General features: G+C 34.2%; 22 protein-coding genes, 2 tRNA genes and 1 pseudogene. 12 read left to right on the top strand and 13 right to left on the bottom strand.

What is annotated here, in order from left to right:
• Positions 1-16: 16 nt before the first annotated feature.
• Complete coding sequence (locus tag R3E91_01460; GenBank protein ID MEZ5314867.1) at positions 17-517, bottom strand: DUF720 domain-containing protein; 501 nt, start codon at positions 515-517, stop codon at positions 17-19.
• Between the two features lie 29 nt (positions 518-546).
• Positions 547-1,032, bottom strand: a complete 486-nt coding sequence (locus R3E91_01455) for a DUF720 domain-containing protein (GenBank protein ID MEZ5314866.1) — start codon at positions 1,030-1,032, stop codon at positions 547-549.
• A 420-nt stretch (positions 1,033-1,452) separates the two neighbouring features.
• Between R3E91_01455 and R3E91_01450 the strand changes: the two genes are divergently transcribed.
• Together R3E91_01450 and R3E91_01445 are read left to right on the top strand one after the other, a co-directional pair.
• Complete coding sequence (locus tag R3E91_01450; protein MEZ5314865.1) at positions 1,453-1,653, top strand: hypothetical protein; 201 nt, start codon at positions 1,453-1,455, stop codon at positions 1,651-1,653.
• Positions 1,654-1,705: 52 nt separating this feature from the next.
• Positions 1,706-3,016, top strand: coding sequence for a hypothetical protein (locus R3E91_01445; GenBank protein MEZ5314864.1), 1,311 nt, complete (start codon positions 1,706-1,708; stop codon positions 3,014-3,016).
• 77 nt (positions 3,017-3,093) lie between these two features.
• Here the strand turns inward: R3E91_01445 and R3E91_01440 are convergent, their stop codons facing one another.
• The 3 genes from R3E91_01440 to R3E91_01430 form a co-directional block, all read right to left on the bottom strand.
• Positions 3,094-3,969 (bottom strand): methionyl aminopeptidase, encoded by an 876-nt coding sequence (locus R3E91_01440; GenBank protein MEZ5314863.1) that lies wholly within the window; start codon positions 3,967-3,969, stop codon positions 3,094-3,096.
• A 102-nt stretch (positions 3,970-4,071) separates the two neighbouring features.
• Positions 4,072-4,647: a MarC family protein gene (locus R3E91_01435; protein ID MEZ5314862.1), complete on the bottom strand. Its 576-nt coding sequence runs from the start codon at positions 4,645-4,647 to the stop codon at positions 4,072-4,074.
• Between the two features lie 17 nt (positions 4,648-4,664).
• Positions 4,665-5,255, bottom strand: coding sequence for a MarC family protein (locus R3E91_01430; GenBank protein MEZ5314861.1), 591 nt, complete (start codon positions 5,253-5,255; stop codon positions 4,665-4,667).
• A 243-nt stretch (positions 5,256-5,498) separates the two neighbouring features.
• Between R3E91_01430 and R3E91_01425 the strand changes: the two genes are divergently transcribed.
• On the top strand, positions 5,499-6,122 hold the full coding sequence (locus tag R3E91_01425) for a nucleoside monophosphate kinase (GenBank protein MEZ5314860.1): 624 nt from the start codon (positions 5,499-5,501) through the stop codon (positions 6,120-6,122).
• Between the two features lie 75 nt (positions 6,123-6,197).
• Here R3E91_01425 and R3E91_01420 read toward each other — a convergent pair whose 3' ends face one another.
• Together R3E91_01420 and R3E91_01415 are read right to left on the bottom strand one after the other, a co-directional pair.
• On the bottom strand, positions 6,198-7,094 hold the full coding sequence (locus R3E91_01420; protein ID MEZ5314859.1) for a GGDEF domain-containing response regulator: 897 nt from the start codon (positions 7,092-7,094) through the stop codon (positions 6,198-6,200).
• A 167-nt stretch (positions 7,095-7,261) separates the two neighbouring features.
• The gene (locus R3E91_01415) at positions 7,262-9,001 is read right to left on the bottom strand and encodes an ABC transporter substrate-binding protein (protein ID MEZ5314858.1); all 1,740 of its coding nucleotides are present in this window, start codon (positions 8,999-9,001) and stop codon (positions 7,262-7,264) included.
• A 59-nt stretch (positions 9,002-9,060) separates the two neighbouring features.
• Here R3E91_01415 and fumC point away from each other — a divergent pair, with 59 nt between their 5' ends.
• Complete coding sequence (gene fumC, locus R3E91_01410; protein ID MEZ5314857.1) at positions 9,061-10,440, top strand: class II fumarate hydratase; 1,380 nt, start codon at positions 9,061-9,063, stop codon at positions 10,438-10,440.
• 5 nt (positions 10,441-10,445) lie between these two features.
• On the opposite strand, the gene sulP is transcribed toward fumC, so the two are convergent.
• Complete coding sequence (sulP, locus tag R3E91_01405; protein MEZ5314856.1) at positions 10,446-12,176, bottom strand: sulfate permease; 1,731 nt, start codon at positions 12,174-12,176, stop codon at positions 10,446-10,448.
• 100 nt (positions 12,177-12,276) lie between these two features.
• Here sulP and nhaD point away from each other — a divergent pair, with 100 nt between their 5' ends.
• From nhaD to R3E91_01380, 5 genes are all read left to right on the top strand, one after another.
• Positions 12,277-13,551, top strand: coding sequence for a sodium:proton antiporter NhaD (gene nhaD / locus R3E91_01400; protein MEZ5314855.1), 1,275 nt, complete (start codon positions 12,277-12,279; stop codon positions 13,549-13,551).
• A gap of 174 nt (positions 13,552-13,725) precedes the next feature.
• Entirely contained in the window at positions 13,726-15,471 is a 1,746-nt protein-coding gene (locus R3E91_01395) for a protease-like activity factor CPAF (GenBank protein MEZ5314854.1), read from the top strand.
• A gap of 26 nt (positions 15,472-15,497) precedes the next feature.
• The gene (gene ispH / locus R3E91_01390) at positions 15,498-16,418 is read left to right on the top strand and encodes a 4-hydroxy-3-methylbut-2-enyl diphosphate reductase (GenBank protein ID MEZ5314853.1); all 921 of its coding nucleotides are present in this window, start codon (positions 15,498-15,500) and stop codon (positions 16,416-16,418) included.
• Positions 16,419-16,449: 31 nt separating this feature from the next.
• Positions 16,450-17,388, top strand: a complete 939-nt coding sequence (locus R3E91_01385; protein ID MEZ5314852.1) for an MBL fold metallo-hydrolase — start codon at positions 16,450-16,452, stop codon at positions 17,386-17,388.
• Between the two features lie 68 nt (positions 17,389-17,456).
• Entirely contained in the window at positions 17,457-18,146 is a 690-nt protein-coding gene (locus tag R3E91_01380; protein ID MEZ5314851.1) for a class I SAM-dependent methyltransferase, read from the top strand.
• Between the two features lie 45 nt (positions 18,147-18,191).
• On the opposite strand, the gene R3E91_01375 is transcribed toward R3E91_01380, so the two are convergent.
• From R3E91_01375 to R3E91_01360, 4 genes and pseudogenes are all read right to left on the bottom strand, one after another.
• Positions 18,192-19,571 carry a hypothetical protein gene (locus R3E91_01375; GenBank protein MEZ5314850.1) on the bottom strand — a complete coding sequence of 460 codons (1,380 nt, stop codon included), beginning with the start codon at positions 19,569-19,571 and terminating at the stop codon, positions 18,192-18,194.
• 9 nt (positions 19,572-19,580) lie between these two features.
• Positions 19,581-21,107: a type III secretion system translocon subunit SctE gene (sctE, locus tag R3E91_01370; protein ID MEZ5314849.1), complete on the bottom strand. Its 1,527-nt coding sequence runs from the start codon at positions 21,105-21,107 to the stop codon at positions 19,581-19,583.
• 13 nt (positions 21,108-21,120) lie between these two features.
• Complete coding sequence (locus tag R3E91_01365; protein ID MEZ5314848.1) at positions 21,121-21,645, bottom strand: SycD/LcrH family type III secretion system chaperone; 525 nt, start codon at positions 21,643-21,645, stop codon at positions 21,121-21,123.
• Positions 21,646-22,089: pseudogene (locus R3E91_01360) on the bottom strand (hypothetical protein).
• An 893-nt stretch (positions 22,090-22,982) separates the two neighbouring features.
• Between R3E91_01360 and R3E91_01355 the strand changes: the two are divergent.
• The 3 genes from R3E91_01355 to R3E91_01345 all read left to right on the top strand — a co-directional run bounded on the left by R3E91_01355 (position 22,983) and on the right by R3E91_01345 (position 24,441).
• Positions 22,983-23,064: transfer RNA gene (locus R3E91_01355), tRNA-Leu, on the top strand.
• A gap of 14 nt (positions 23,065-23,078) precedes the next feature.
• Positions 23,079-23,160: transfer RNA gene (locus R3E91_01350), tRNA-Leu, on the top strand.
• 921 nt (positions 23,161-24,081) lie between these two features.
• Entirely contained in the window at positions 24,082-24,441 is a 360-nt protein-coding gene (locus R3E91_01345) for a hypothetical protein (protein ID MEZ5314847.1), read from the top strand.
• 171 nt (positions 24,442-24,612) lie between these two features.
• Here the strand turns inward: R3E91_01345 and R3E91_01340 are convergent, their stop codons facing one another.
• On the bottom strand, positions 24,613-24,888 hold the full coding sequence (locus R3E91_01340) for a hypothetical protein (GenBank protein MEZ5314846.1): 276 nt from the start codon (positions 24,886-24,888) through the stop codon (positions 24,613-24,615).
• Positions 24,889-25,111: the final 223 nt, after the last annotated feature.

Below are 25,111 nucleotides of genomic sequence, written 5' to 3'. Positions count from 1 at the left end.
TTTTTTCCTTAAGTTTTTATATTTGAGTAACTTGTTGTGATAAACTCACTAACATGTTCATTAAATTTCCACACTGAGAGATAGTTTGCTGGCTTTCATTTATTACCGTATTAACTTTTGTTTCAGAAACCTGGGCATTTTGTTTTAAAACAGTTAATTTATTTTCAAAATTGCTTCGAATAGCTGAAATTTTTTGATTACGCGTATTGATCTCTTGTAAAAATGTATTTTTCTTAGCTTGTTCAATTCCATCTATTACCGACTGTCTCACAGTGGTAAAATTAAGTAATGCTTCTTGGTTAATCAAATTGTTTTGTGCCTTATTATTTGCTTGAATTTCCTTTGTCTGTATTGCAGCCATTTCATGGTTAAGTTGTACAGATTTATAAATTTCTAGATAGGCAATAAAAATCGGTTCAATACCACTATCTTGTTTTTTTTGCTCTACTTGATCAAGCTTACCTCCAAAACTTTTAATATTTCCTTTAAATGCTTCTGTGGGTTCAATTTTTGACATAAGACAACCTTTTGTTTTTATAATTTTTATTACTTTACCATCTCACAAATTCCCTGAAAAATCGTATTTAGTGTGCGTAACCAATTTGAATCCTCAGAGGCATTTTGTTGCAGTAGGTTAATATTTGTTGATGCTTGTGTCATTTCTATCTGAGCATCTTGACGAGCTGTGATTAAGAAATTTTGAATATCTTCTCTTATCGCAGCATATTGTTGGTTTTTATCCTGAACTCGATTAATCATAGCATTATCTGCGTTGTAAGGTAGAATACTAAATTTAATGTCACCATTTTGCTTGTTTAATCGATGTTGAGCTTCTGAGTTAGCTGCAATCATTTTTGATTCTGTCAATACGGAATGTTGACGAATTTCCATTGCACTCACAAGAAGAGCGAAAATTGATAGAAAGAAGTTCACTTTACTAGTAGTTTGATCTTCTTCTCCAATGGTCTTGCTTACTACTTCTCTAAAAGCAGGTTTTGTCTGATCAATGATCTGGATGGTTTGATCTAGCATATTGTTAAACCTATGTTATTAAAAAATAATATTTAATTATTATATCAAATAAATTATTAACTTTCAAGAATTTCGTTAAGATTTTTTTATAATATTAATAGATTCTTAATAAAATTTAATTCTCAAACCCTATTATAGGATTATTGATTTTATATATTTAAAAATTAAGAAATGATAAATCTTAGTCAAGATTAAGAGAAGGCAGTGATAAAATGCGCTTTATAAAAATCTTTTTAAAGAATGAAAAATTTTTAAAAAAGGCATCATACTCTAGTTATTCTGTCAACTATTATTCTATTTTTCTTCTTCTAATCCATTTTGAAGCATTGTAGCTTTGACAAATATTTTTTGTTTCCCTATGACAAGTGAATTAAAAGATTTTAACCTGATAAGTATATGCAAGACGGATCTAAATTAAAGATGAATGGATTAGAAGTTAGTAAGCAAAAAATTTTAAAAAAAGATCAGGCTTGCTGCATTATTATTAAATGTGGCCAGCCATCTGCAGATGGAAAAATGTCTGTTGAAATGACATATGAAGGAGATCCATTACTTGCATCTTACCTTCTTGAAAATGCACAAGGTTTTCTTGATCAAGATCATGATGGACTTTCTAATTGACAGAAGCACAGACATATATATAATAATGATACTTTGATTCTTAAGAAGTTTCATGAATGTTTTCTCTTTAATTCAATTAAAATCGATGTTTTCTTTAAGAAAATGTATTTCTAAAACATTTCCTGAAAGAATTATCACTGGGCAGGTTGTTTTTTGGGGAGCATTACCTATTATTCTATTTCTTTTTTTGTTTGCGATTAGTGTTTTTTCTCTTTTTGCTTTCTCTCTTCCATTTCTTGCTCTGTTTGGAATTATCACTTGTTTATATTGGAAAACTTTTGGTTTATGTCTTTCTTATATAACTCTTGGGATTTTTCTTCTTTTTCATTACAACTCCATCCAAGCTGATGAGCAGTTATGGCAGATGGGCATTTTGTTTGCTTTAGCTATTAACTTTTTCATTTTTGTTCTTGCTTTAGAAGAAATTGGATCATTAATTCAACAGAAAATAGAAGCAAAAGATATTAAACTAAAAGAACTTACCCAAAGTTTACTCGATTTTCAAAACGTGAGTAAAGATCAAGAACAGGTACAAAAGCATTTAGAAGAAGAAATTCACTTTCTAAAAGAAGAAGCAGAACATAGGAGATTGGAGAAAAAAGAAGAAGAGAAAAAAATTGCATTCATTGAATCTGAAATAACGTTATTTAATTCTCAAAAAGATTTTCTTATTGCTGAAGCACAAAGAGCACAGAAAATTCTTCATCAAGAAGATCAAGAAACCGTCAAAGAAATTCAAGAAAGACTTGATCGTGCTTCTGATGATCTTCAGAAATCTTTGGCTTCTAGAGAAGCATTAACTATCGAGATGACTAAGTTAAAAACTCAACTAGAAGAAGGGGCAGTTTATGAACAAGAAAATAAAGCTCTTAAAGAACAAATTCTATCACTTATTGAAGAATCTAAACAGTGTCAAAAAGAAAGAGAAGATGACTCTCTTCTAATGGAAAAAAAATGTGATTTATTTAAGAACGAGCCTTATGAGAAAAGCATTTTAGAAAATGAAGTGGAAATTTTAAAAGAAGCACTTCTTGTCATGCAGGGAAAAGTTATGATTTTGCAGGCTTCACCTGTAATTAAAACGGATCAGAATAAGGTGAAACACTTTGAGGGACTATATAAACAATTACGTAATCAGTTTGAAGAAAAAACCCAGATTTTATCTGAAACAAGAAAAGAGTTATTTCGAAAAGAAGGAAAACTTCTTGCAATGGAACGTGAAAAAGATCTCAATGAGCTTTCCTTTACTTCTCAAGATTTTCTCTCTCTTGAAAAAGATTTCAATGTTATGGTTGAGGAGTTGATTTCTTTAGAAACAGAAGTCACTGAACTTGAAGAACTATCTACTTATCTTTTGAATTAGCTCAGTTTTGAGTGATAGACTACATGTGAATTTTTATTGATTGAGTCTTAGCTTTTTTTCAAAAAATACTTTTAATATTATGGTAAAATTGTAAGAACTTCATAACCAGTTTCTGTAACAAGAAGAGTATGTTCCCACTGACCACTTGGTTTACCATCTTTTGTTGAGGCAATCCATTGTGTAATAGGATCGAGGGTCACATCTGGAAGACCAGCATTAATCATAGGTTCAATTGTAAAGGTCATTCCAGGAACAAGAGGAATTTGCATTCGATTACTATAATGAGGAACTTGAGGAGGTTCATGGAATTTTAGACCAACACCATGTCCAACAAATTTATTTACGACTGTGCAACCTTTTTGAGTGGCATAGGCTTCTATAAGATCTCCAATTTCATGAATCATCATACCAGGTCTTACATTTTGTATTGCAAGATTAAGACACTCATAAGAGACATCGTAAACAAGCTGTTTGTCGGCAGAAATATTTCCGATTTTTACCATTCGACTACAGTCGCCATAGTAGCCATCGAGAATAGCTGAAGTATCAATATTTATAATATCTCCTTCTTGAAGAGGAAGGTCATTAGGGATACCATGACAGATCACTTGGTTAATAGAAGTACAGATGCTATTGGGGAAAGGAGGATTGCCATAGTGAAGAGGCGCAGGAATAGCCCCTGCTTCTTTGTGTAATTCAACCGCAAAAGCATCAAGTTCATTTGTGGTGACTCCAACATCTACTTTTTGACAGATGGCATTAAGAATACGTGCAGTGAGTTTACAAGCCTTTCGAATGCCTTCAATTTGCTCAGGAGTTTTTAAAAGAATTCCATAGTTGCTATAATAATAATCAGAAAGTTTTTTCTTTTCTAATAAGGGAGATTCTTTTGGATAATGGCACTTTTTCCATTTTTTTTGACTCCCACACCAACAAGTATCATTTCTTTTCATTACAATTATTTATTCCAAGTTTGGATCTTTGTATTCTTGTATAAAGATCAATATTTTTTATCGAATTGTCTATGTTTTTTCATCAAATATGTAATCATTTTATCATATCCTTAAACTAAGCGCGGAAGTTAATCCACTAATTGCCATTTGTGTAGAAATAAGTATGACAATAAATCCAAATAAACGTTCAGCGGCAGTAATGCCATTTTTTCCAAGAATTTTTTTAATATATCCAGAAAAAAGGAGTGTGGGGAGTAAAAAAAGCCAGGCAATAAAAAGAGCTAATAAGGTAAGAAACTTATTATTGACTGTTCCTCCATATAAGGTCATTGTAGCTAAAATTCCTGGTCCTCCAACAGCAGGAATTGCTAGAGGAACAATCAGTGGGTCTTTAGGAATTTTTTCTTTACCTTCTTCACCAGGTAAAGCAAAGATCATTTGAATAGCAATTAAAAAAAGAATAATACCTCCCGCAATTTGTAAAGATGAATTTGAGACATTAAGCAGACGAAAAAATCCCTGACCAAAGAAAAGAAAAAGAATCATAATACCTAAAGCAATTAACAATTCGCGGAAAATGATTCTTTTTTGTTGTTGAAGATCAAAATGTTTTAATACACTCACGAAGATCGGAATATTTCCCAAAGGATCCATTATAATCAAAAAGAGAAAAGACATATGAAACAAATCATTGATCATTTGACGATCCCGTTAATTCCTTCAAGAAAAAGTTCGATAGCAATCATGGCTACAATTAATCCCATTAATCTTTGACATGCTAACAAACCTTTCTCTTTAAGAAGATTGTGAATTGGATGAGCAAAGAAAATAATTAAGCCTGAAAAAAACCAAGCTACGGATACGGCACTAAAAATCACGAAACTAGAAGAGTTTTCTTGAGCAAAGATCATGATAACAGCAAGAACAGAAGGTCCTGCAATTAAAGGAGTAGCAATCGGAAACATGACAGTTTTTTTTTTATCCCATTTCAGGTTTGCTTCTTGAGGAGAAAAAATCAGACGAATTGCGATCAAAAAAAGAATCAGTCCTCCAGATATTTGAACAGAAATGTAGGAAACTCCAAGAAGGGGAAGAAGAATTTGACCGATATAGTGAAATAGAATCATAATTCCCAAAGCAATGAATAACTCACGAATTGCAATAAGACGCTGTTGGGATTGACTATAAGAATTAATTAGAGACAAATAAGTAGAGAGATTTCCTAAAGCATCAATGACTAGAAATAGAGTCATTGTAGTTCCAAAAAAATTTCCATAACTATTCATATTTGATAAATTTTTACTTCTATTTTACAATTTTGCCATTCTTGATTAAAATTATCTTAAATTAGACAAATTTTGCGTTTGCAAAATAAATTCTACTTTAAAATCCTCTCATAATTCAATAAAATATGCTTATAAGTCTGGATTTTTAGACGAATTCTCTTCAAACTTCGATAGAAGTTGTGTTTTTTTGCCAAAGAGATTTCAAGTTTTTCGATCAAATTTACTCAACGCTAGGTTAAGATTATGGGGTTAATTGAGCCTTATCAAGATAAATTTCCTGCCATTCTTTTATTTGGTCCTCCAGGAGCAGGTAAGGGGACTTTAGGAAAATTTTTGACTAGTTCTGGAACACAATATCATCTTTCTTCAGGAAATATTTTTCGTAGTCTACCTCTTGGTTCTCCAGCTGGTAAATTGTATTATTCTTATGCTAGACAAGGTAAGCTATTGCCCGATGAGGCTACAATTGAAATTTGGAAATATTATGTCGAAGGACTTATTGCAACAAACTCTTATTATCCTGAGAATCAGGATCTTTTACTTGATGGTATTCCTCGGAATTTAGTACAGGCTCATAAACTTGAGGAGTTTGTTAAAGTACGTCATATTATTGTTTTAGAGATTTCAAGTATGGAAGAATTAATCGAAAGGTTAGAAACAAAGGCTCTTATTGAAGGACGTCTAGATAGTATTGAAAAAAATATGTTAAAAAAACGTGTTGAAACTTATGAAAAGGAGATTGAAAAAATTTTAGATTTTTATCCTTCTCATTTAATTTCTCGTGTCAATGGAACTCAGAAACCTCTTGAAGTACTAAGGGATGTGCTTGTACGTTTGTCACATCTTTTATCTCGTGGTGCTAAATAATTTTCTTGAAAATAGGTGATAAGAAATTTCAAAGATAGATTCTAAATCAAATTCTTAAAATTTATGATCTGTTTGTCATCTTTTTGGGTGTTTTTTTTCTTTTTCTTTGTAGAGGCATTGGTCAGCTATTTTGACCAGTTCTTTAATTGAGATTTCGCTTGATTCTTTGAAATAGGCAAATCCAATACTGATGGTAAGTTGATAAGGTGTTTTATCTTTCTTATTTTGTTTTGCAAATGTATCATTAATTTTTTTTTTGATCTTCAATTCTTGATGAGCTTTAGTATTGGTGACAATGATACCAAATTCATCTCCTCCAATTCTACCAATGATATCGTGGTGTCGAAAAGAAAGTCGTAATAATTTAGCAGTATCTATTAAAGCCTGATCACCAGCAGGGTGACCATAAGTGTCATTAATCATTTTAAGATAATCTAGATCAATTAGAAAAAAATAAAAGCTTTGATTGTTTGTTTTTGAAAGAAAAACCTGTTGCTTCAAAAGGGTAAAAAATCCACGACGGTTGTATAAACCAGTCATCTCATCAGTAAAAGAGAGGGTTTTTAAAGTTTGTTGAAGACGGTTTCTTTCAATAGAGGCATAAATGACCCGTTGTAAATGTTTAGGATCCAATTCTTTTTTTGGTAGATAATCTTGTGCACCTAAACGGATAATCTTTCGAATTATTTTTTCGTCAGTGTGAAAAGAGGTGGTGATAATAGGAATATTTGGATTTGTTGCTTGAAGTGTTTTAATGATTTGGAGCTCTTTGCTATCAGAAAGATAGAGATCTGTTAAAATCAAATCATATTTTTCTTCTTTAGCTAATCGGCTGGTTGCTTCCTTGATAGTTTTTGCAATGATGACGGAAAAGGTAATACCCTTGATGTATAAGGATTCTAAAACTGTTTGAATAGAGACGAGATACTTTTCTTCATCTCCAATCAGAAGTAGATTAAACCTCTCACTCATGTGTATTTAAAATTGAGATTCTTCTGTTCATAAGCACTAGAGCAAGTAAGACTGAAAAAAAATGTAAATAATTTGTCTTTTAATTGCTAGGTGATGTTTTGAGTCAGACCGATTGGCATTGTAAAATCTTCATTAGAGCTTTTATAAAGATAAAAATACAACTCATTTTAATGAGTTGTATTAGGAATGAGCTGATGAATATTGAAAGATTGAGTAATAATTTTACGATCTTGCATCCAATTTTTAAGTTTTTCGAGCATTTGAATATCGATATTTTGATTTTTTACTAGCAGAGGATAAGTTAATTTCCAGGCTTCTTTTTCCCATGCTAAAGTTTTTGCACGTCGATCAGGATTATGGAGTTGATAGCACAAAAAAGCATCATCTGGATGGTTGCATGAAAATTGGATACTTTTATCTAGTGCTCTTTGAAAAGCTTGAACGAAGGTAGGGGAGCTTTCAACAGCTTGATTATTTGCTAAGATAATCATTTCATAATATTTAGGAACACCAAATTGTTGGACTGAAAAGTAATTGGTTTCTACACCAATGGCACGTAATTGGGCTGGTTCAATATTCCAGAAACCTCCAAATATGAAGTCAACAACTTGAGCTTCCATAGGAGAAATTAGATCGACACTGATATTTTTACGTAGATTAGGAATAATATTGCCTTGATCTAGCAGAAAGTCGAGAAACGACGTATCGGGTCCTCCAATACAATATCCAAGATTGCATCCTGTAAGATCTTGAGGTTTTCTAATATTAGGATTCTTTCTATAGATAAATCCAGAAAGAGGTTCTTCAATTAGTAGGCCAATGAGTTTAATATCAGCTCCACGAGAACAAGCTTTAAGTGTTCCTGGTAGGTTATTGACTAACAAATCTGTCCGATGTGAGGTGAGGTAGGGTATGGCTCCTCCTTCATCATGCATTTTTTGGATCACCAGGTGAATACCTTCTTCTTCAAAAAATTTTTTTTCCAAACCAACATAAAGGGGGATATGATTAGGATTAGGTAGCCAGTCTAGAAGGAGCCTTGTGATTTTCTCATCTTTCTTTTTAGATTGAAAAACTCCAAAAAGAAGAATAGATAGAATAAAGATGGGTAAGATGAGTGTCTTTTTGTTTATTCGGTTCATCAGAGATGTGTTGGATCTAAATTTCCATATATGAGGTAGGTGTGAAATTTTTTCACAATAAAGAATCACGCCGTATAACAAAATACTGATTGCCATGAGGCAGAAGAGAGCTCCAAAAGTGATTTCAAGCTCAGTTTTTCGACGACTTTCTAGCATTAATATACCCAATCCATTTTGGGCTCCAGCCCATTCTCCAGCAACAGCTCCTACACCTGCAATTGCAGAAGAGATACGAAAACCGGCAAAAATATGGGGCATAGCCCAAGGAAGACGTAGTTTAAAAAATGTTTGCCAAGAGCTTGCTTGATGGGTTTCAAAGAATTCAAGAAGGTCTTTTGGTGTCGAACGCAGTCCTTGATAGATATTAAGAGTCAAAGGGAAAAAAATCATTAAAGCAGTTGGAATCACAATCGCTGTAAAACTCCACCCAAACCAAATGACCATAATAGGGGCAAGTGTAAACATAGGAAGACATTGGATGACGATAAAAAGAGGCTGTAGTAGTGATCGAGAAGCTTGGTAACGCATCATTGTCCAGGCCAAAGGGAAGGCCGTAACCAAGGCTAAAATAAACCCTCCTAACATCTCTTTTAAGGTAAAAAGAGTATGGAAATAGAAACGACTACGTAGTTCCCAAAGTGTAGATAAAATTTGTGAAGGAGGAGGAAGGACAAAAAGCAAGTGGGGGAAAGATAATGAGACAAGCTCCCAAATTCCTAAAAAAAGGAGAAAACACAAAAAAAGCAATCCAACTTTCTTCGACATGGTTATAAATTGTACTTTCGTATATTTTCTGAGTCAATTGATTTTTATAATAGAATGTTATGGCAACACGCATTGAATCAGATAGTATGGGAACGATGGAAGTCCCTTGTTCTGTTTATTATGGAGCACAGACGGCACGTTCTCTTATACATTTTAGTATTGGAAAGCATAAAATGCCTCTTCCGGTGATTCATGCTTTTGGAATCATCAAGAAAGCAGCAGCTGAAGTCAATTGGGAACTCGGTAAGTTAACTGAAGATAAAAAACAATGGATCACCCAGTCAGCTAATGAAGTGGCTGAGGGATTACTCGATACGCATTTTCCTCTTAAAATTTGGCAAACAGGAAGTGGAACTCAGACGAATATGAATGTAAATGAGGTGATTGCAAATCGAGCTATTGAACTTTCTGGTGGAGTGATGGGAAGCAAGTCTCCTATCCATCCTAATGACGATGTCAATTTATCTCAGTCATCAAACGATACCTTTCCAACAGCTATGCATATTTCTGCTGCCAAAAGTCTTAAATTCCATTTCCTTCCTGTATTAAAGAAACTACGAGACTCTTTACATAAGAAATCAATCGATTTTCAGAATGTGGTAAAAATTGGGCGCACACATTTGATGGATGCGATTCCTTTAACTCTGGGTCAGGAATTTTCAGGGTATGTCAATCAAATTGAACAGAATATTGAGCGTATTGAAATGGTCGTTCCTTCTCTTTACGAACTCGCAATTGGAGCTACAGCGGTTGGAACTGGTTTTAATGCTCCTAAATTTTTTGCAAAAAAAATGTGTGAAAAAATTTCTTACTATACTGAGCTGCCTTTTAAGCCAGCAAAAAATAAATTTTCAGCAATCGCAACACATGACTCTCTTGTTGCTGTTCATAGTGCTTTGAAAGGATTAGCAGTCTCTTTAATTAAAATCACCACCGATTTGAGTCTACTTGGTTCAGGACCTCGTTGTGGCTTAGGAGAGTTACTATTCCCAGAGAATGAACCTGGCTCTTCGATTATGCCAGGTAAAGTTAATCCAACTCAATGTGAAGCATTGGCTATGATTTGTGTCCACTTAATTGGTAATGATCAAGCCATCAGTATTGCTGGATCTCGTGGAAATTTTCAACTTAATGTCTTTAAGCCAATGATTATCCATAATTTTCTAGAATCTCTTTCCTTACTTACTGAAGGATTACATTCATTTAATGAGTATTTTATTAAAGATTTAAAACCTAATTATTTGAACATTAAAAAGCATATAGAATCTTCTCTTATGCTTGTCACTGCTCTAAGCCCTGTGATTGGTTATGATAAAGCGGCAAAGACAGCTCACAAGGCTTTTCATGAAAATATGACATTAAAAGAGGCTTGTTTAGCACTTGGTTTTCTATCTGAAGAAGATTTTGATCGTCTTGTTCAGCCTGAAAAGATGCTATAGGATGTTTAGCGCATTGCTTTTTGAAATTTTTCAATTTGAAGAAGCTCACGAGAGAAATCAAGAGCCGAGTTAATATGCGAAAAGATATGATCTTCTCCAATCAATTCATTTAGATGATATCTCTGTAAATCACGTAAAGGACCTTTTTTGACACCAGCAAGGAGAAGAAGAGTCCCTTGCCGTTTGCATTCAATATAAAATTCTTCAAGTGCATGCATTCCTGAAGCATCGATCGTTGGGACTCGACGCATACGCAAAATAAAAATTTTAGGAGGTCGAGAGAGTTCATTAAAGACATTTTTTAATCGATCAGCGACTCCAAAAAAGAAGGGTCCATTAATTTCATAAACTTCTACCTCTTCTGGTACTTCAGTACGACTAATTGAATCAGGATCACGGTAACTTCCCTCAATGTTACTGCCTTGGTCTTCAAAAAACTGTGTTATCGAAACAACATCTGAAAGATCACTCATTTGCTTCATAAAGAGAAAAGCAGCCAGAATCATGCCTACTTGCACAGCAGCAGTAATATTAATAAGAACTGTAAAAATAAACACCGTTATAAGGACGATGATATCTTTTTTTGGAGCTGTGAAAAGATGGAGAAAATGGTGGATTTCACTCATATTCCAAGCCACAATGAGAAGAACTGCTGCTAAAGAAGTAAGAGGAATTTGCATTGCTAAAGGCGCGAATAGAAACATGACTAAAAAAATAAAACCTGCATGAATCATTCCAGCCATTGGAGTAGAAGCTCCTGCTTTGATATTTGTTGCAGTTCTTGAAAGAGAACCTGTTGCAGGTATGCCTCCAAATAAAGATGCGCCAATATTAGCAATTCCTTGTGCAATGAGTTCACAATCTGATTGATGACGCCAACCAGTCATTCCTTCAGATACTACAGCTGAGAGTAGAGACTCCATGCCAGCTAAAATCGCAATCGTGAGTGCATCAGGAACAAGTATCAGCATCTCATTGATTTCAAACATTGGGAAAGTAGGAGAAGGGAGATAGCGAGGCAGGGTGCCAAAACGGCTTCCTATTGTTGGAACATCGATACGAAAAATCCAGGTGATCAGGCCTGTGACGCTAAGTGCGATAATCGCTCCAGGAATTTTTGGTTTGTAATGTCGAAAATAAATAATAATTCCTAGAGTCATAATTCCAAGACTCAATGCCTTGAGATTCCAAGATCCTAAATGTTTCCAATAGGATTGCCATTTTCCTAGGAAATCTATAGGCACGTTTCCCATTTGTAATCCTAGAAAATCTTTAATTTGTGAAGAAAAAATGACAATGGCAATCCCTGTAGTCAATCCAGTTACAACAGGATAGGGGATATATTTGATATAGGTCCCTAACCCTATTAATCCGAAAAAGATTAAGATGATTCCAGCCATTAGGGTTGCCATGAGCATCCCTTCAAAGCCGTGTCTTAGCATAATCCCATAAAGAATGACAATAAAAGTACTACTTGGTCCTCCAATTTGCACCCGACTACCACCTAAGAGTGAAATCAGAAATCCAGCAATAATAGCAGTAAAAAGACCTCTTTCTGGAGGAATACCAGCTCCAATCGCTACAGCAAGAGCTAAAGGAAAAGCAATCACACCGACTGTAATTCCAGCAATGATATCGTTGCGAAATCCAATTAAAGAATATCCTTGGCTAAGACATTGAATTGACTTAGGGACAAAAGTATTAAGACGTTGAAAAAGTGTTTTAGGTTGCGGCATTCTATCAAAAAATACTATCTTATTTTCTATTATTAATTAGGGAATTGTCAATCAAAACCTTCTTATTAATCTAAATTCAAAAATCATCTAGTGTAAAATTATGCTTAACATTGAATTGTTGATTTTTTTTTCTATAGGTTATCTAGCCATAATTTTTGAAAATTTCTTACATGTAAACAAAGCAGCAGTTGCTCTTGTCATGGGAGTGATTTGTTGGATTTTATATTACACTTATTTACATGAAGGAATAAATCCAAATTTGATGGCTGATCAAATATCTGATGTAGCTCAAATCGTCTTTTTTTTACTTGCAGTCATGATCATTGTGGAATTAATTGATTCCCATCATGGTTTTAAAATGATTACAGATATTCTTTATACTTCCTCTAAGAAAAAGATGCTTTGGTTTTTGATAGGGGTCTCTTTTTTTATGTCTGCAGTCCTTGATAATCTCACTTCTATGATTGTGATGGCATCTTTGATGAAAAAAATGATAAAAAATCCAAAGGAACGTTGGCTTTTGGGTTCAATTATTGTGATTGTTGTGAATGCTGGTGGAGCATGGACCCCTATTGGGGACATTACCACGACTTTACTTTGGATCAATGAAAAAATTACGTCTTGGCAGACAATAAAATTGCTTTTTATTCCCTCAGCTATCTGTGCAACTGTTGCTGGTCTTATTGCTACTTTAATGATTAAGGGAGAAAATAAGCCTGTCCCTAGTACTTTTCATATAGCAATGGAGCCAGGGGCTAAGCAGGTCTTATGCATGGGAATTGCCTCTTTGATAATGATTCCAGTCTGGAAAGCTACTCTTGGTGTTCCACCTTTTATGGGTGCCCTTATAGGGTTAGGGCTTCTTTGGTTGGTCACTGACTTGATCCATTTCAAACATGGTGAAAACAGATGGCACTTACGTGTTGTACATATCATGACCAAAATCAATATTTCGGGAATTCTTTTTTTTCTCGGCATTTTACTCGCTATTAATGCACTTGCAGCTAATGGCTTACTACAAGATTTTGCTAAACACCTCGAAGCCTGGCTTCCCGGGCAAAACTATGTGGCAATTTTGATTGGTTTAATCTCTAGTATTGTCGATAACGTTCCTCTTGTTGCTGCAACTATAGGTATGTACGATATTACAGCTTTTCCTATCGATTCGCAGCTATGGCTCTTAATTGCTTATGCCGCTGGAACTGGAGGGAGTATCCTCATCATTGGTTCAGCAGCAGGCGTTGCTTTTATGGGAATGGAGAAAATTGATTTTATCTGGTATTTGAAAAAAATCTCTTGGATTGCTCTTATAAGCTATTTCGCTGGGATTACTGCTTTTTTGTTGACATATTCAATTTTTGGAGGTCTGCCTTAATTAAGATTAAGATGAAGCTAAAAATGAATACAGTCTTTAGGTAAGCATTTTTGTAAATTTGATTTTGATTTTTTATTTTCTTTAAAGCATAGGTAGCATTTTTTTCAATTATTGACTTTTAAATGCATCATCTTAATGCTCCTAGTCTCTTTTGGTATCGGAGAAATGATAAAGATGAAAATTTTTTTTTCCTGCTTCCTGATCAGATTATTGTGTATAGGAACGAGTTTTGCTGCTATTCCATCCAATCAATCATCATTAACTAAAAAGCGTGTACTTGCTGATTTAGATAGTATCCATACGATTTTTTCCGTCAAATACGCCCCCTTGAAGTGGAAAGAGGAATCGACAACATGGCGTCTTGATCAGGCCATTCAAGAAGCAAAAAATAAGATTGAAAATCAATCCTATCCAACTTTAAAAGAGTGCCAAGTCGTTATACGTGATTTCTTTAATTCTGTATGCGACTATCACACTCATGTGGAATTTTATTCTACTGAGAGTGCTTCTCTTCCTTTTCTTATCAAAGGGGCTAACCAACGTTATTTTATTTGTGAGATTGATTCGGATAAAATCTCTAAAAAACAATTTCCATTTGCAGTTGGTGATGAAATCTTAACATTTGATGGCGAACCTATAGATAAGGTGGTTGAGGATTTACGGAAAACAGAATTTGGTTCAAACACATACAGTACGGATCTTGCACTCGCTACAATGTTGCTTACAAATCGTCATGGATCACTAGGAAATAAAATTCCCAAAGGTAATGTGATTGTGACTGGAAGACATAAACGAAATAATAAAATTATTTCAGCTAATCTGAGATGGAACTATATCCCAGAAAAAATCTGTGATTTTTCTAAGATTACTGCTCTCAAAACAGATCTTCAAACAAATGTCAGGTTTCTCAATCATCCATCAATTTTTCATACCCCTTTGAAGCAAAATTCTTTTTTAAGAAAATTTATGGTTTTCCCTCAATGGACTTATTTGCATCCTAATCATAGAACATTAAATAAACATCAGATTGGGGCTCGCTCTAGTTATCTACCGTCGATTGGTAAAAAAATCTGGGAATCGGAACAAGATTCACCTTTTGATGCCTATATATTTGAAACTCCCATAGGTAAAACCATCGGATATATTCGCATTCCTCATTACATGGGTGAAATTGAAGAGGTGTCTTATTTCGGAGAAATTATCAACTACTTTCAAACTGAGACAGATGGGTTGATTATTGATCAATTGGATAATCCAGGAGGTTCTGTTCTCTATCTTTATGCTTTAGCTTCTATTCTGACTGATAAACCTCTTAATACTCCTAAGCATCATATCTCCTTAACTCAGGCAGAAGTAGAGACTGCGCTATCGACTTTAAGTTATCTTGAAGATTGTAAGGATGAAGAGACAACCAATCTAATTCTTGGTGATGAAGCTGAAGGATACCCTATGAGTTATCTATTTGTAGTTTTGATGAGAAAATTTTATCAATTTTTAATTGATCAATGGAATAGAGGAAAGCTTTATACAGATCTTACACATGTATTTGGTGTTGATCAGATTATGCCTCATCCGGAATATCGTTATACAAAACCCATTCTTGTGCTAATTAATAGTCTTGATTTTTCTGGTGGAGATTTTTTCCCAGCTATCTTACAGGATAATAAACGGGCAACTCTAATGGGAACAAGAACAGCTGGTGCAGGTGGCTATCTCATGACTGCCACTTTTCCTAATCAATCAGGAATTAAGGAATTTATGATGACAGGGTCTTTAGCAAGAAGAATGAATAAAGATGTCATTGAAAATAAAGGTGTGAACCCTGACATTCTCTATGAATTAACCCCAGAAGATCTCCAAGAGGATTATCATTGCTATATTGATGCAATTATGCAAACAATTTCATCTTTGGTTAAATAGATTTAAACTGCTGTTTTATTAGTTTTATGAAGTTATTTTTATCTAAGCCTCGTGGTTTTTGTGGGGGAGTTGTTCGTGCTATTGAAATTGTCGAAAGAGCCATTGAAAAATGGGGAGCACCAATCTATGTAAAACATGAAATTGTTCACAATCATCATGTTGTTGAAGGATTAAGAAAAAAAGGTGCGATTTTTATTGAAGATCTTTCTCATGTTCCTTATGGCTCACGTGTAATCTACTCAGCTCACGGTGTCTCTCCTGCTGTTCGTAAAGAAGCAAAAGAACGTCAATTGATTGAGATAGATGCCACCTGTGGACTTGTGACAAAAGTCCATTCTGCTGCGAAGCGTTTTGCTAGTAAAGGGTACCATATTATCTTAATTGGCCACCGCAACCATGTTGAAATCATTGGAACAGCAGGAGAGGCTCCTGAGCAAACTACCATTGTAGAAAAGGCAGAAGATGTGGATAAATTACCATTTACTCTGCAGGATAAGTTATTTTATATCACACAGACTACCCTTAGCTTGGATGATGTTGCTGAAATTACTCAAGCATTAATTTCTAGATATCCTCAAATTACAACTCTTCCTAGTGCATCAATTTGTTATGCAACTACTAATCGTCAAATGGCTTTACGTGAGATCATTGCTAAAACAGATCTTGTGCTTGTAGTTGGTGATCCGACAAGTTCGAATTCCAATCGTTTACGTGAGCTTGCGACAAAACAAGCAATTCCTGCTTATTTAATTAATCGATCTGAAGAAATTGATATTCGGTGGATGAAAAATGTCAAAACTATCGGTCTGACTGCTGGGGCATCTACTCCTGAGGATATTGTTCAACTTTGCATTCAGCAGCTAGTTGAATTTGGTGTGAAAGAGGTTGAGGATATAGTTTTTACTACAGAAGATGTTGTATTTCAAATTCCAAAACAACTCTTGTGATCAGATAGATTTCATGATATAGGTTTGGAGAATGAGATATGCTAATCCATATCAATCCAAAGTTAATCGTAGTTTCTTTCATTTTCTTCTTTGGTATTTTGGTTGCTATAAGGAAAACCATCTTCTTCCTCTGCCTAACAACTTTTCTTTTCCCAACCCTATAAAAGTCATTGATACCAGAAAACCTTGTGTCACTTGGATCAACCACTCTACTTTTTGGATACGTGCTTTTGAAACAAGCCTTCTTTTCGATCCTATTTGGAGTCAAAGATGTTCTCCTTGTTCTTTTATTGGACCAAAACGTCTTCATCTTCCATCGATATCTCTTGATGAGATTTCTTCTTTAGATGCTGTGATTATTAGTCATAATCATTATGACCACCTAGATTATTATACTATCGAGTATTTCTATAAAAAATTTCCCAAACTTCTATGGGTTGTACCAATAGGAGTTAAAAAATGGTTTTATCGCTATTTTTCAAATGCTTATGTTCAAGAACTTGTTTGGTGGGAAAGGATTACGCATCATGGTATCAATTTCACCTCAGTTCCTGCTCAACATTTCTCTGGGCGTGGTCTTTTTGATCGTAATAAGACATTATGGATGGGTTGTGTTATCGAGTTTACCCAGGGAAAACGGATATACTTTTCTGGAGATACGGGTTACAATCCATTTGATTTTAAAGAGATAAATAAAAGATTTTTTAGTATAGATTTGAGTTTGATTCCAATAGGGGCATATCAACCTCGCATGTTTATGAGAGCAGTTCATGTGAATCCAAATGAATCTGTACAAATTCATATTGATATTGGATCAAAATTAAGTGTTGCAAGCCATTGGGGAACTTTTCGCTTATCGAGTGAAGAAATAGCTCGTCCTCCTTACGACTTATTTCTTGCTTTAAAGAAATTTAAGATCTCTTGCAATAGGTTTCGTGTTTTACTACCAGGACAAACGATCAATTGGTAATTAGGTAGAAGATATTATCTTTTTAATGAAGAATTTTAAAAAAATGAGTTGTGTAAAATAGATAGAAGATGAATTTTTTTTTAAAACTTGGAGATTACATTAAGCTTTTCTTGATCAATTTGCGTGCAACAGCATTTCGAATATTGGAAGAGTTGTGCGTTATGGTGCGTTATTATCCTAATTTTCGATTTTTGCTTAATGACTGTTTGTTAATTACACAATATCTTTGGCGAACTCCTTACCAAGAAAGTAAAAAGTTTATGCAGGAAAGAGGAGAAAAGGAGATTTATATTTATGGAGAAACTCCTTTAACCACTATGGATCTCATATCTCGTCAATGTGGAATTCTTTCGCAAGATATTGTTTATGAAATTGGTTGTGGTATAGGGAGAACAGCTTTTTGGTTGCACTATTTTATAAAGTGTCAAGTGATAGGAATTGATTATCAACCCATTTTCATTTCTCGTGCTAATCGTATAAAAAAATGGTTACTTCTCGATCAGATTGATTTTTTTCTCAAAGATATCCTAGAAGTAGACTTTCAAAAGGCCACAGTGCTTTATCTCTATGGAACTTCTTTAGAAGAAAAAACAGTGAAGCAATTAATATTACGCTTTGAGCTGCTTAAAAGAGGTACAAAAATTATCACAGTCAGTTACCCCTTAAGTGACTATTCTAATGTATTTCACTTAGAAAAAAAATTTATGGCTCACTTTCCTTGGGGTAGGGCTGAAACATATTTGAATATCAAAAAATAAGAGAACTTTTTTTAATCAAAGTTTTTTGAATGTGATATTCGAGATTTATCCTGCTCCATAAAGATGCTTAATCACATCATGGTTAGATCGAAGAGTTTCATAAATAAAACTTTCACAGTTCTTAAAGTAGTCTTTTAGTTCATCCATCGAACGAGTATATTCTTCCCAGTCTGCTTTATGAATATCAGACATACATTGACTGAAATTACGAGAGCCTGCAGCAAATGTCGTTTGGACTTGACCCATCCCTTTACTCATCTCAGACATTGAGAAGGTCATTTTTGTTACTCCCTCAATAAATTTATCTTTTTCTATACCTCTTAGACTACTAAAAGCATGGCTCAGTGTATTGATAATAGTGTCCCCTTTCATATGCCCAAGAATAGGGCAAAGACCCGATCCAAATGCTAAAAAACCTGCTCCTAAATTCGCATAAAGAGAATATTGTGCTTCTTTCTTGAATTCATTCACCATATTTCGGATATGACTGATCTGGAGTCTACGCTCTTCCATTCGAGCATGCCTTTCCTGTTCGCGTCCTTTAAGAGAAAGTTCAATCACTTTGATGAAAAGGAGTAAAATATCAAAATGGCTCACACGCATTTTATACAATTCGCTAAAGAGTTTTGACTCTTGAGAAAGATATGTCAAAACTTCTTTGGAATGGAGATGATCGAGATGTTTGTTTTCTACATTCTTATTTAAATCTTCACCAACTTCCATTTCTTCTTGATTATGTCTTTTTTTACGATTATCTTGGTTAAAATCTTTTTCCGAATGATGCTCTTTGATAACTTCTTTTTGATGATCACTTTTATTTTTCTTGTGATAGTCGATCGTATTTTTACTAGCTTGATCTTGGTCTGTTATGGGTTTTTGTTTAGATTGAACCTGATCATTTCGATGAATTTGATTTTTTAAAATATCTTTCTCCAAAAGTGGTTTATTATGAGAAAAAAATGTCAATTTAGAGAGAGAGAGTTGTTTGATTTTGTTATAATAGGCGAATAAAGATCTGAAGATTTTACGAGTAGTAGTGTCAGTCTTTCTAGTAGTATGGTGAGTAGAAAACAGTGCTTGATCTCTATTTTTAAAAGATTGAGAAGCCATTTTCATGTCATAAGACTTTTGAGATATAGAATCTTGTGTCGTAAAATTTGAGAATTTTTTTTGTTCGATATCAGATTTTTTTTGATCTTTTAGAAGTTGTTTATCCAAAAGATAACCATGGATTTTTTCTGGAACTCCCCATGTTTTGGTTTCTTCACTACATGTATAAAAATCTCCTCCATTAGCATACAAAAAACCAAACCTACCCTCTTGCTGTGCAATCAGCTGCTCTAATAAATAGCTTTGCTCAATTGACTGAAAAGGGCCTGCAGAATTAGTGTCATTTACCATTGAAAAATTTCGAGCTATTTCCATTGCTATTTCCTATCTGTTAATCATTTGATTTGACTTAAAGAGTTCAGCTTCAAATTCAAGCATTTTTGCAAGATCTTTAAAAAGCTGTTCAAGACGATCAATATTCCAATCTCCTTCTTCGATTAAATCCTGTCGCTTATGTTTGAGCTCAGCAAGAATTTGGTCGTAGCGTTTGACTTCGCTTAATTTATTTTTGAACATAAAAAGCGTGATTCCTTCACCAATGGTTACTGCTCCGTAACCCATAGAAATTACTCCGCCAAAAAGAGCCATTGCTGTCTGAGTTGCCTCGCTAAAGTGAGAATAACCACCACCAGCAATCCCTACCCCAGAAAGAATTAAACAGAGAACTGCAATCCCAATTTGCATCCAACTGATAATAGCTCGCTTTTTATCTGGATCATTACCAGGTAAAATCTGACTAATTTTTTTCCATCCATCTGTGATCGTAAGGATTTGGTTAGTAATTTGAATCAAACCTCCTGCAACGATCATCCCTCCAGCTACAGCTCCTATTCCAGTTGCAATCATAGTCACACCAGCGATAATCCCTATAAGAGAAGTAATCCAAGAAAATATTTTTACGGCAATTCCCCAATTTTCTGTCGATTTTTCTTTTTCAAGAGCTTCTTTAATTTCATCTAATCGTTTTTGATGTGCTCTTGTTGTTTCCATGTCAAGTGATTCAATTTCTTTTTTGTAAGAAAAACTCGAAGCGTTGTTAGAAAAAATCCCTATTTTTGTCAAAATATAATAAAGAGCAAATAAACCAGTGTTAGGTTTTTCTAACCTCGGTTTTTGCATAGCCATGTCTTTTTTTTCTTTATAGATTTCAGAATTATAATCCGGATGCTTTATTGAAATCGCCTCAATTTTCGCCTGCTTTTTTTTCTTTTTATCTACCGGATTTTCGCTTTCTGGGTTAGAATGATTTTGATCATGGCTCTGACCATCTCTTTCTTTTTGATCATAACGATCTTGCCACCATTGCATAGTGTCTTTTTTCATCCATTGATATTGAAAATGTGAAGTATGATTATGGTTTATATGCTTTGCTTGTGAAGCAGAACCCTGTTTAGAAAGAAGTTTAGATAGTTCACCAGGGCGATTCATTTTAATCACCCTTTTTTGTTCTCCTCCTTTAAAAGAGATCTCATCCATCTCTTGTTCTTTTGTTTTTCTTTCAAATGGTTGAAGAGATTCTTTTGTGAAAGATTTCGCATGCGAAGGGGAGGAATCGATCATTCCTTTTATAGAAGGGAAAATATATTTTGTTTTAGCAAGCTGTTGGTTTACCTGAGTCATTGGTGAATACGTATTGAGTATCTTTAGTCCTGTTTGAACAAGATAAGAATGGACAGATTGAGTTGTGTTAAGAAGACATTCTTTCAAAAAAACATAAGTTTTCTTAGCACTCTCCATTCTACCCTGAGGAATAGATAATGGTTCTAGGAGAGTTAGCTCTTCAATTTCTTGTATTTCTTCAAAAGTTGCTGCAGGTAGGATTGGCTGAGTTATTTGTAATGAATAATGCATTTTTTTTAACTCCTTAATTTATCACAGCTTCTAATTTTATTCGCTCAATTTCTTCTTTCAATTGAGCATAAGCAAATTGATTACTGCAATGATGATAAGCAAGCTCAAGGGCTTTTCTCGCCTCTGTTCTGTTCTCCATTAAGGAATAACATTCGTAAGCATGAAAATGAGGATAAGGGTTATTTGAATCAAGTAGAGTGATCACAGCATATGCATGTAAAGCTTTATCGTATGCTTTAGATAGTTGGAGAATCGCAGCAAAACCCATCCAATATTTTGGTGCATAGGGGTTAAAAAGAATCAGCCAACGAAAGAGTGTCAAGCCATCTTGATAGGCATTCTTCTCGTAAAAATTGTAAGCATCTTCATAGAGCTTTTCCATTTCATAATCTGTGATTCCAAAAGCTTGTTGAAGCGTTTCACTTTTTAGTAGATGATTTGGAATAAAGTCTTCGATATAGCTCTCAATATCCTCTGGAAAGGGAAAGTCTTCTTTTCTTTGAAGGGCAATACGGTCGAGTAAGGCTTTTAATCTCATTTATGGTCTCATATTATGGATGATAGTATCCATAACTTCTTTAAGCAGTTTTAAAACATTTGAGCGAGCCTGATGACACTGTGAGGCTTCTTGAAGATAGCGTTGCATATCCGTACGTTCAAGCTGTGTCACTTTTTCCATACTATCTTTTCGCATCTGGACATTTTCCTTAAGTAGTCTTTTCTCATCTTCAGTCCATTTAAACTTGTCTTGTGGGATATCTAATCCAATAGCACGAACTTTTTCTATCAAATGCTTCATCTCTTCATTCTCTGTCCAGTCTATCTCTCCTTTTTCTAGATTGATTTTAGAGATAAATAGAGTAAGAAGATCAACATTATCAGTGCGTTCCTTAATGCGGATATATAGATCATGTGCTTCTGCTTCAGCTTGACCCAAAATTTTTGCCATAAGAGCCATAAAGCGTATATAGATGTTTTCTACACCACCCAAGGAACGATTGATCTGAGAAGATTCCTGAGAGTTTTCTTCTTGAGAGAGGGAATTGTGAGTCCGTTTAGTTCGATAGGTAGCCTTAAGCTTAAAACTCTTATGCTGCTTTTGTTTTTTTTCTTCATCTTGAGAGTTTTTTTGACCTCCTGATCCCTCTTTTTCTTCTTTGTTTCTATCATGCGCTTTTTCACGAAATAGATTCGTTTTTTCAGAAAACACTTGAGAATATGGGTAAATTCTCGATGAATTACGCGACTGATCCTCTTTTGTTTTCGATTCTTTTTGAGATTTTTCCGGAATATGCTTCTCTTTTTGTTGTGTTTTTTCTTGCTCTGTAAGGGTGACTAATGAGAAAAGAGAAGCATATAAAGGGGGCTTTTGTGCTGTTAAAAAAGGCGTCGTTGTTTTTGCTTGGCCAAAAGGAGGATGATTCTGATGATTTGTGATGGATTTAGAGCCTTCTTTATCTAATCCTTCTGTAGTTAATTTGCCAATTTCCTTAGAAAGAAATAAAATTTCTTTTTCTTGCTCAATCAACTCTTGAGTAATCACAAAAAAACGATGTGTTAAGAGCATAGAACAGAATTGCTCCGCATCATTTTGATAATTGCCACCAACCCATTGACTCAATTCACAAGACAACACATCTCCTGTGTCAAGAAAATCAAAAATGTGTTCCTTTTCATTTGTAGTCAATTTACCCGTATTTTTTGTTGAGGGTTTATCGACATGCTGATTTCCATGGATGATATCTGTTGAGCTGATATCAATCATAATGCTCCCTTGCATAAATAAGCCTTCTAAACTACTTCAATTTGTGATTTTGAACAACCCCATCTTGACGTAAAGCGATTAAAACCTTAAACTCAGCCCTTAATACCATCGCCCAGATGGTGGAATTGGTAGACACGCCAGATTTAGGATCTGGTGCCGTAAGGTGTGGAGGTTCGAGTCCTCTTCTGGGCAACTGATAGCAATATGCCCAGATGGTGGAATTGGTAGACACGCCAGATTCAGGTTTTGGTACCGTAAGGTATGGAGGTTCGAGTCCTCTTCTGGGCACACCTCCATCAGTTGGATATCACTTTAAATGCTTAAAGCAAAAGCTTTTCGTACATTACAGTCAGTTGAAAACTCTATCTACTCTTTTAAAATGTAAATGAAATGGTTTCTATATTAACGAACATTTCAGATAGAAATCACTATCAGCTTCTGATATCCATTTTTTATCTTTTAAAAGTAGTCGCATAAACATCTTATTGAATTAAAGATGATCTATTTTTTGATGCCAGCAAATCGAGGAGATTTTTGAAGCAGTTTTGTTTTGAAAATTCTCAACGAGTCTCGCTATCTTATGAAAAGCAAAAACTACTCCCTCTCTTATTATTTTAGACTAGGAAGATGAAGATATTGAAGGGAAAAGAGAAAAATAGAAATTCCTTAAGAAATATTTGAAGAACATAAATAACAGAGCGTTTCGTGAAGAGCATCTCTGAGTTCCGCGATATGTACGCAGAATCCTATGAATACGATCATCAAGCTAATTCATACGAGGTTGAGAAACACTTGCTTCCACCTTCGATTAGAAGTAATTTGTATTTGATCTCCCTGCTCAGAGATAGGTGTGTAGAAAAATGATCCTTGTCGATTTTGGGAATGCAAATTTGCTAGGTTCATAAGTTCTTTATTTTTAATAAAATATTATCACTTTTTTATACAAAAAAATCAAATATTTAATTAATATATTATAAATATAAAATTTAATTAATTTTTACTTTTTTAACAAAAGTAAATCTAGCAGGTTTTTAGATAAGATATTTTTCGAAAAGTCTGGTTGTCTCATATTAACAAGAAGAAAAATATAATTCCTATCCATAAATAACTTAAATATAGACTTTTAAATAAAAAATTTTATATAATAAAATAAAAAATAAGAAGCATTTTTTTCAGAAAAGTATTTTATTTTTTTTGTAGGAGAGACGTATGTCTAGGTTAAGACAGATTTTCCTATATAGTTTGTGTCTATCTGCCTTTCAGCTTTTAGGATTAGATTATCTTAGACTAGGGGAAGATGAGGATCCTGAGAAAAAAACAGAGACACTACAAGTTGAGTATGCTTCTAGTGCGGATAAAAATAGAGAATCCTCACAACTTGGATTAATTAGTCCTGTAGAAGTTGCTAAATCACGATTGCCTGGAATTCAGTACCAGCAAAAACGTCCTTTTAATTTTTATGATCCTTATCCTTATCAATACTACTATCCAAGGCCAGAATATAAAAGCCACAGTAAGTCGTGTTATTGGTTATATACCAATGGAATCTATGTCTATAGTTGTCAATAATGGATATTTGAACACGCAATTATCACAAGGATCATTCCCTAAGATAGGGGTGAAGAAATTCTATTATCTCTACTGGCGTAACTTTTTGAGTTTATATAACAAATTTACTCTTCTTTTTTTTCTTTAAAAAATTGAGTATTTGTCTCTTTTTTTGATTTTTAGTCAAGTTTTTTATTGAGTTCTGAGACGGATTCGACGGGCCTCCCTAAACATAGAGTAAAAAAGCATTGCTGATAGTCCTCCAGCTAATGTGAACATGCCTCCTACAACCACAGGAGTAATAATCGTCAGCTTCGTGAAGTGTTTGAGAAAATCTGCTTGTATTGCTCTTCCAAACCCTCCTCGATAAACGGAAAATAATATCAATCCAGCCAAAAATACGATGATCCCGGTTAATACAATTGTAAGAGTGATGCTTGTTGCAGTCATGAGTCGATTTTCCATCATAACTGGAGATCTTTCTTGATTGGAAGAAATGTTTACTAGATTTCCCTCCTGAGGGTTTGAGATATGAAAGAACGATTGTTGTGTATTTAACGATTGTTGTGTATTTGAGGAATTCAAGTTTGTACTCTTATAAATTTAATTGTTTATTTAAATAATATCAGATAAGTTTATTAATTTAAAGTTAATAATTTACTATAGATGCTTTCTCAGATAAAAAAATAGG

It is taken from the genome of Chlamydiales bacterium (assembly GCA_041395025.1).
Lineage (GTDB): Bacteria > Chlamydiota > Chlamydiia > Chlamydiales > JAAKFR01 > JAJACP01.
The sequence above is the reverse complement of the archived record's forward strand: the minus strand, read 5'-3'. Positions and strand labels throughout refer to the sequence as shown.

Excerpts from the sequence above, each read along its gene's own strand:
- R3E91_01460 (MEZ5314867.1), bottom strand. The coding sequence starts at position 517 with ATGTCAAAAATTGAACCCACAGAAGCATTTAAAGGAAATATTAAAAGT.
- R3E91_01425 (MEZ5314860.1), top strand. The coding sequence starts at position 5,499 with ATGGGGTTAATTGAGCCTTATCAAGATAAATTTCCTGCCATTCTTTTA.
- R3E91_01395 (MEZ5314854.1), top strand. The coding sequence starts at position 13,726 with ATGAAAATTTTTTTTTCCTGCTTCCTGATCAGATTATTGTGTATAGGA.
- sctE (MEZ5314849.1), bottom strand. The coding sequence starts at position 21,107 with ATGCATTATTCATTACAAATAACTCAGCCAATCCTACCTGCAGCAACT.
- R3E91_01365 (MEZ5314848.1), bottom strand. The coding sequence starts at position 21,645 with ATGAGATTAAAAGCCTTACTCGACCGTATTGCCCTTCAAAGAAAAGAA.
- sulP (MEZ5314856.1), bottom strand. The coding sequence starts at position 12,176 with ATGCCGCAACCTAAAACACTTTTTCAACGTCTTAATACTTTTGTCCCT.
- R3E91_01440 (MEZ5314863.1), bottom strand. The coding sequence starts at position 3,969 with ATGAAAAGAAATGATACTTGTTGGTGTGGGAGTCAAAAAAAATGGAAA.
- R3E91_01430 (MEZ5314861.1), bottom strand. The coding sequence starts at position 5,255 with ATGAATAGTTATGGAAATTTTTTTGGAACTACAATGACTCTATTTCTA.
- R3E91_01375 (MEZ5314850.1), bottom strand. The coding sequence starts at position 19,571 with ATGGAAATAGCTCGAAATTTTTCAATGGTAAATGACACTAATTCTGCA.
- R3E91_01445 (MEZ5314864.1), top strand. The coding sequence starts at position 1,706 with ATGAATGTTTTCTCTTTAATTCAATTAAAATCGATGTTTTCTTTAAGA.
- R3E91_01345 (MEZ5314847.1), top strand. The coding sequence starts at position 24,082 with ATGTCTAGGTTAAGACAGATTTTCCTATATAGTTTGTGTCTATCTGCC.
- R3E91_01435 (MEZ5314862.1), bottom strand. The coding sequence starts at position 4,647 with ATGTCTTTTCTCTTTTTGATTATAATGGATCCTTTGGGAAATATTCCG.
- R3E91_01340 (MEZ5314846.1), bottom strand. The coding sequence starts at position 24,888 with ATGATGGAAAATCGACTCATGACTGCAACAAGCATCACTCTTACAATT.
- R3E91_01455 (MEZ5314866.1), bottom strand. The coding sequence starts at position 1,032 with ATGCTAGATCAAACCATCCAGATCATTGATCAGACAAAACCTGCTTTT.
- nhaD (MEZ5314855.1), top strand. The coding sequence starts at position 12,277 with ATGCTTAACATTGAATTGTTGATTTTTTTTTCTATAGGTTATCTAGCC.
- R3E91_01415 (MEZ5314858.1), bottom strand. The coding sequence starts at position 9,001 with ATGTCGAAGAAAGTTGGATTGCTTTTTTTGTGTTTTCTCCTTTTTTTA.
- R3E91_01385 (MEZ5314852.1), top strand. The coding sequence starts at position 16,450 with ATGAGATATGCTAATCCATATCAATCCAAAGTTAATCGTAGTTTCTTT.
- R3E91_01380 (MEZ5314851.1), top strand. The coding sequence starts at position 17,457 with ATGAATTTTTTTTTAAAACTTGGAGATTACATTAAGCTTTTCTTGATC.
- R3E91_01450 (MEZ5314865.1), top strand. The coding sequence starts at position 1,453 with ATGAATGGATTAGAAGTTAGTAAGCAAAAAATTTTAAAAAAAGATCAG.
- R3E91_01420 (MEZ5314859.1), bottom strand. The coding sequence starts at position 7,094 with ATGAGTGAGAGGTTTAATCTACTTCTGATTGGAGATGAAGAAAAGTAT.
- ispH (MEZ5314853.1), top strand. The coding sequence starts at position 15,498 with ATGAAGTTATTTTTATCTAAGCCTCGTGGTTTTTGTGGGGGAGTTGTT.
- fumC (MEZ5314857.1), top strand. The coding sequence starts at position 9,061 with ATGGCAACACGCATTGAATCAGATAGTATGGGAACGATGGAAGTCCCT.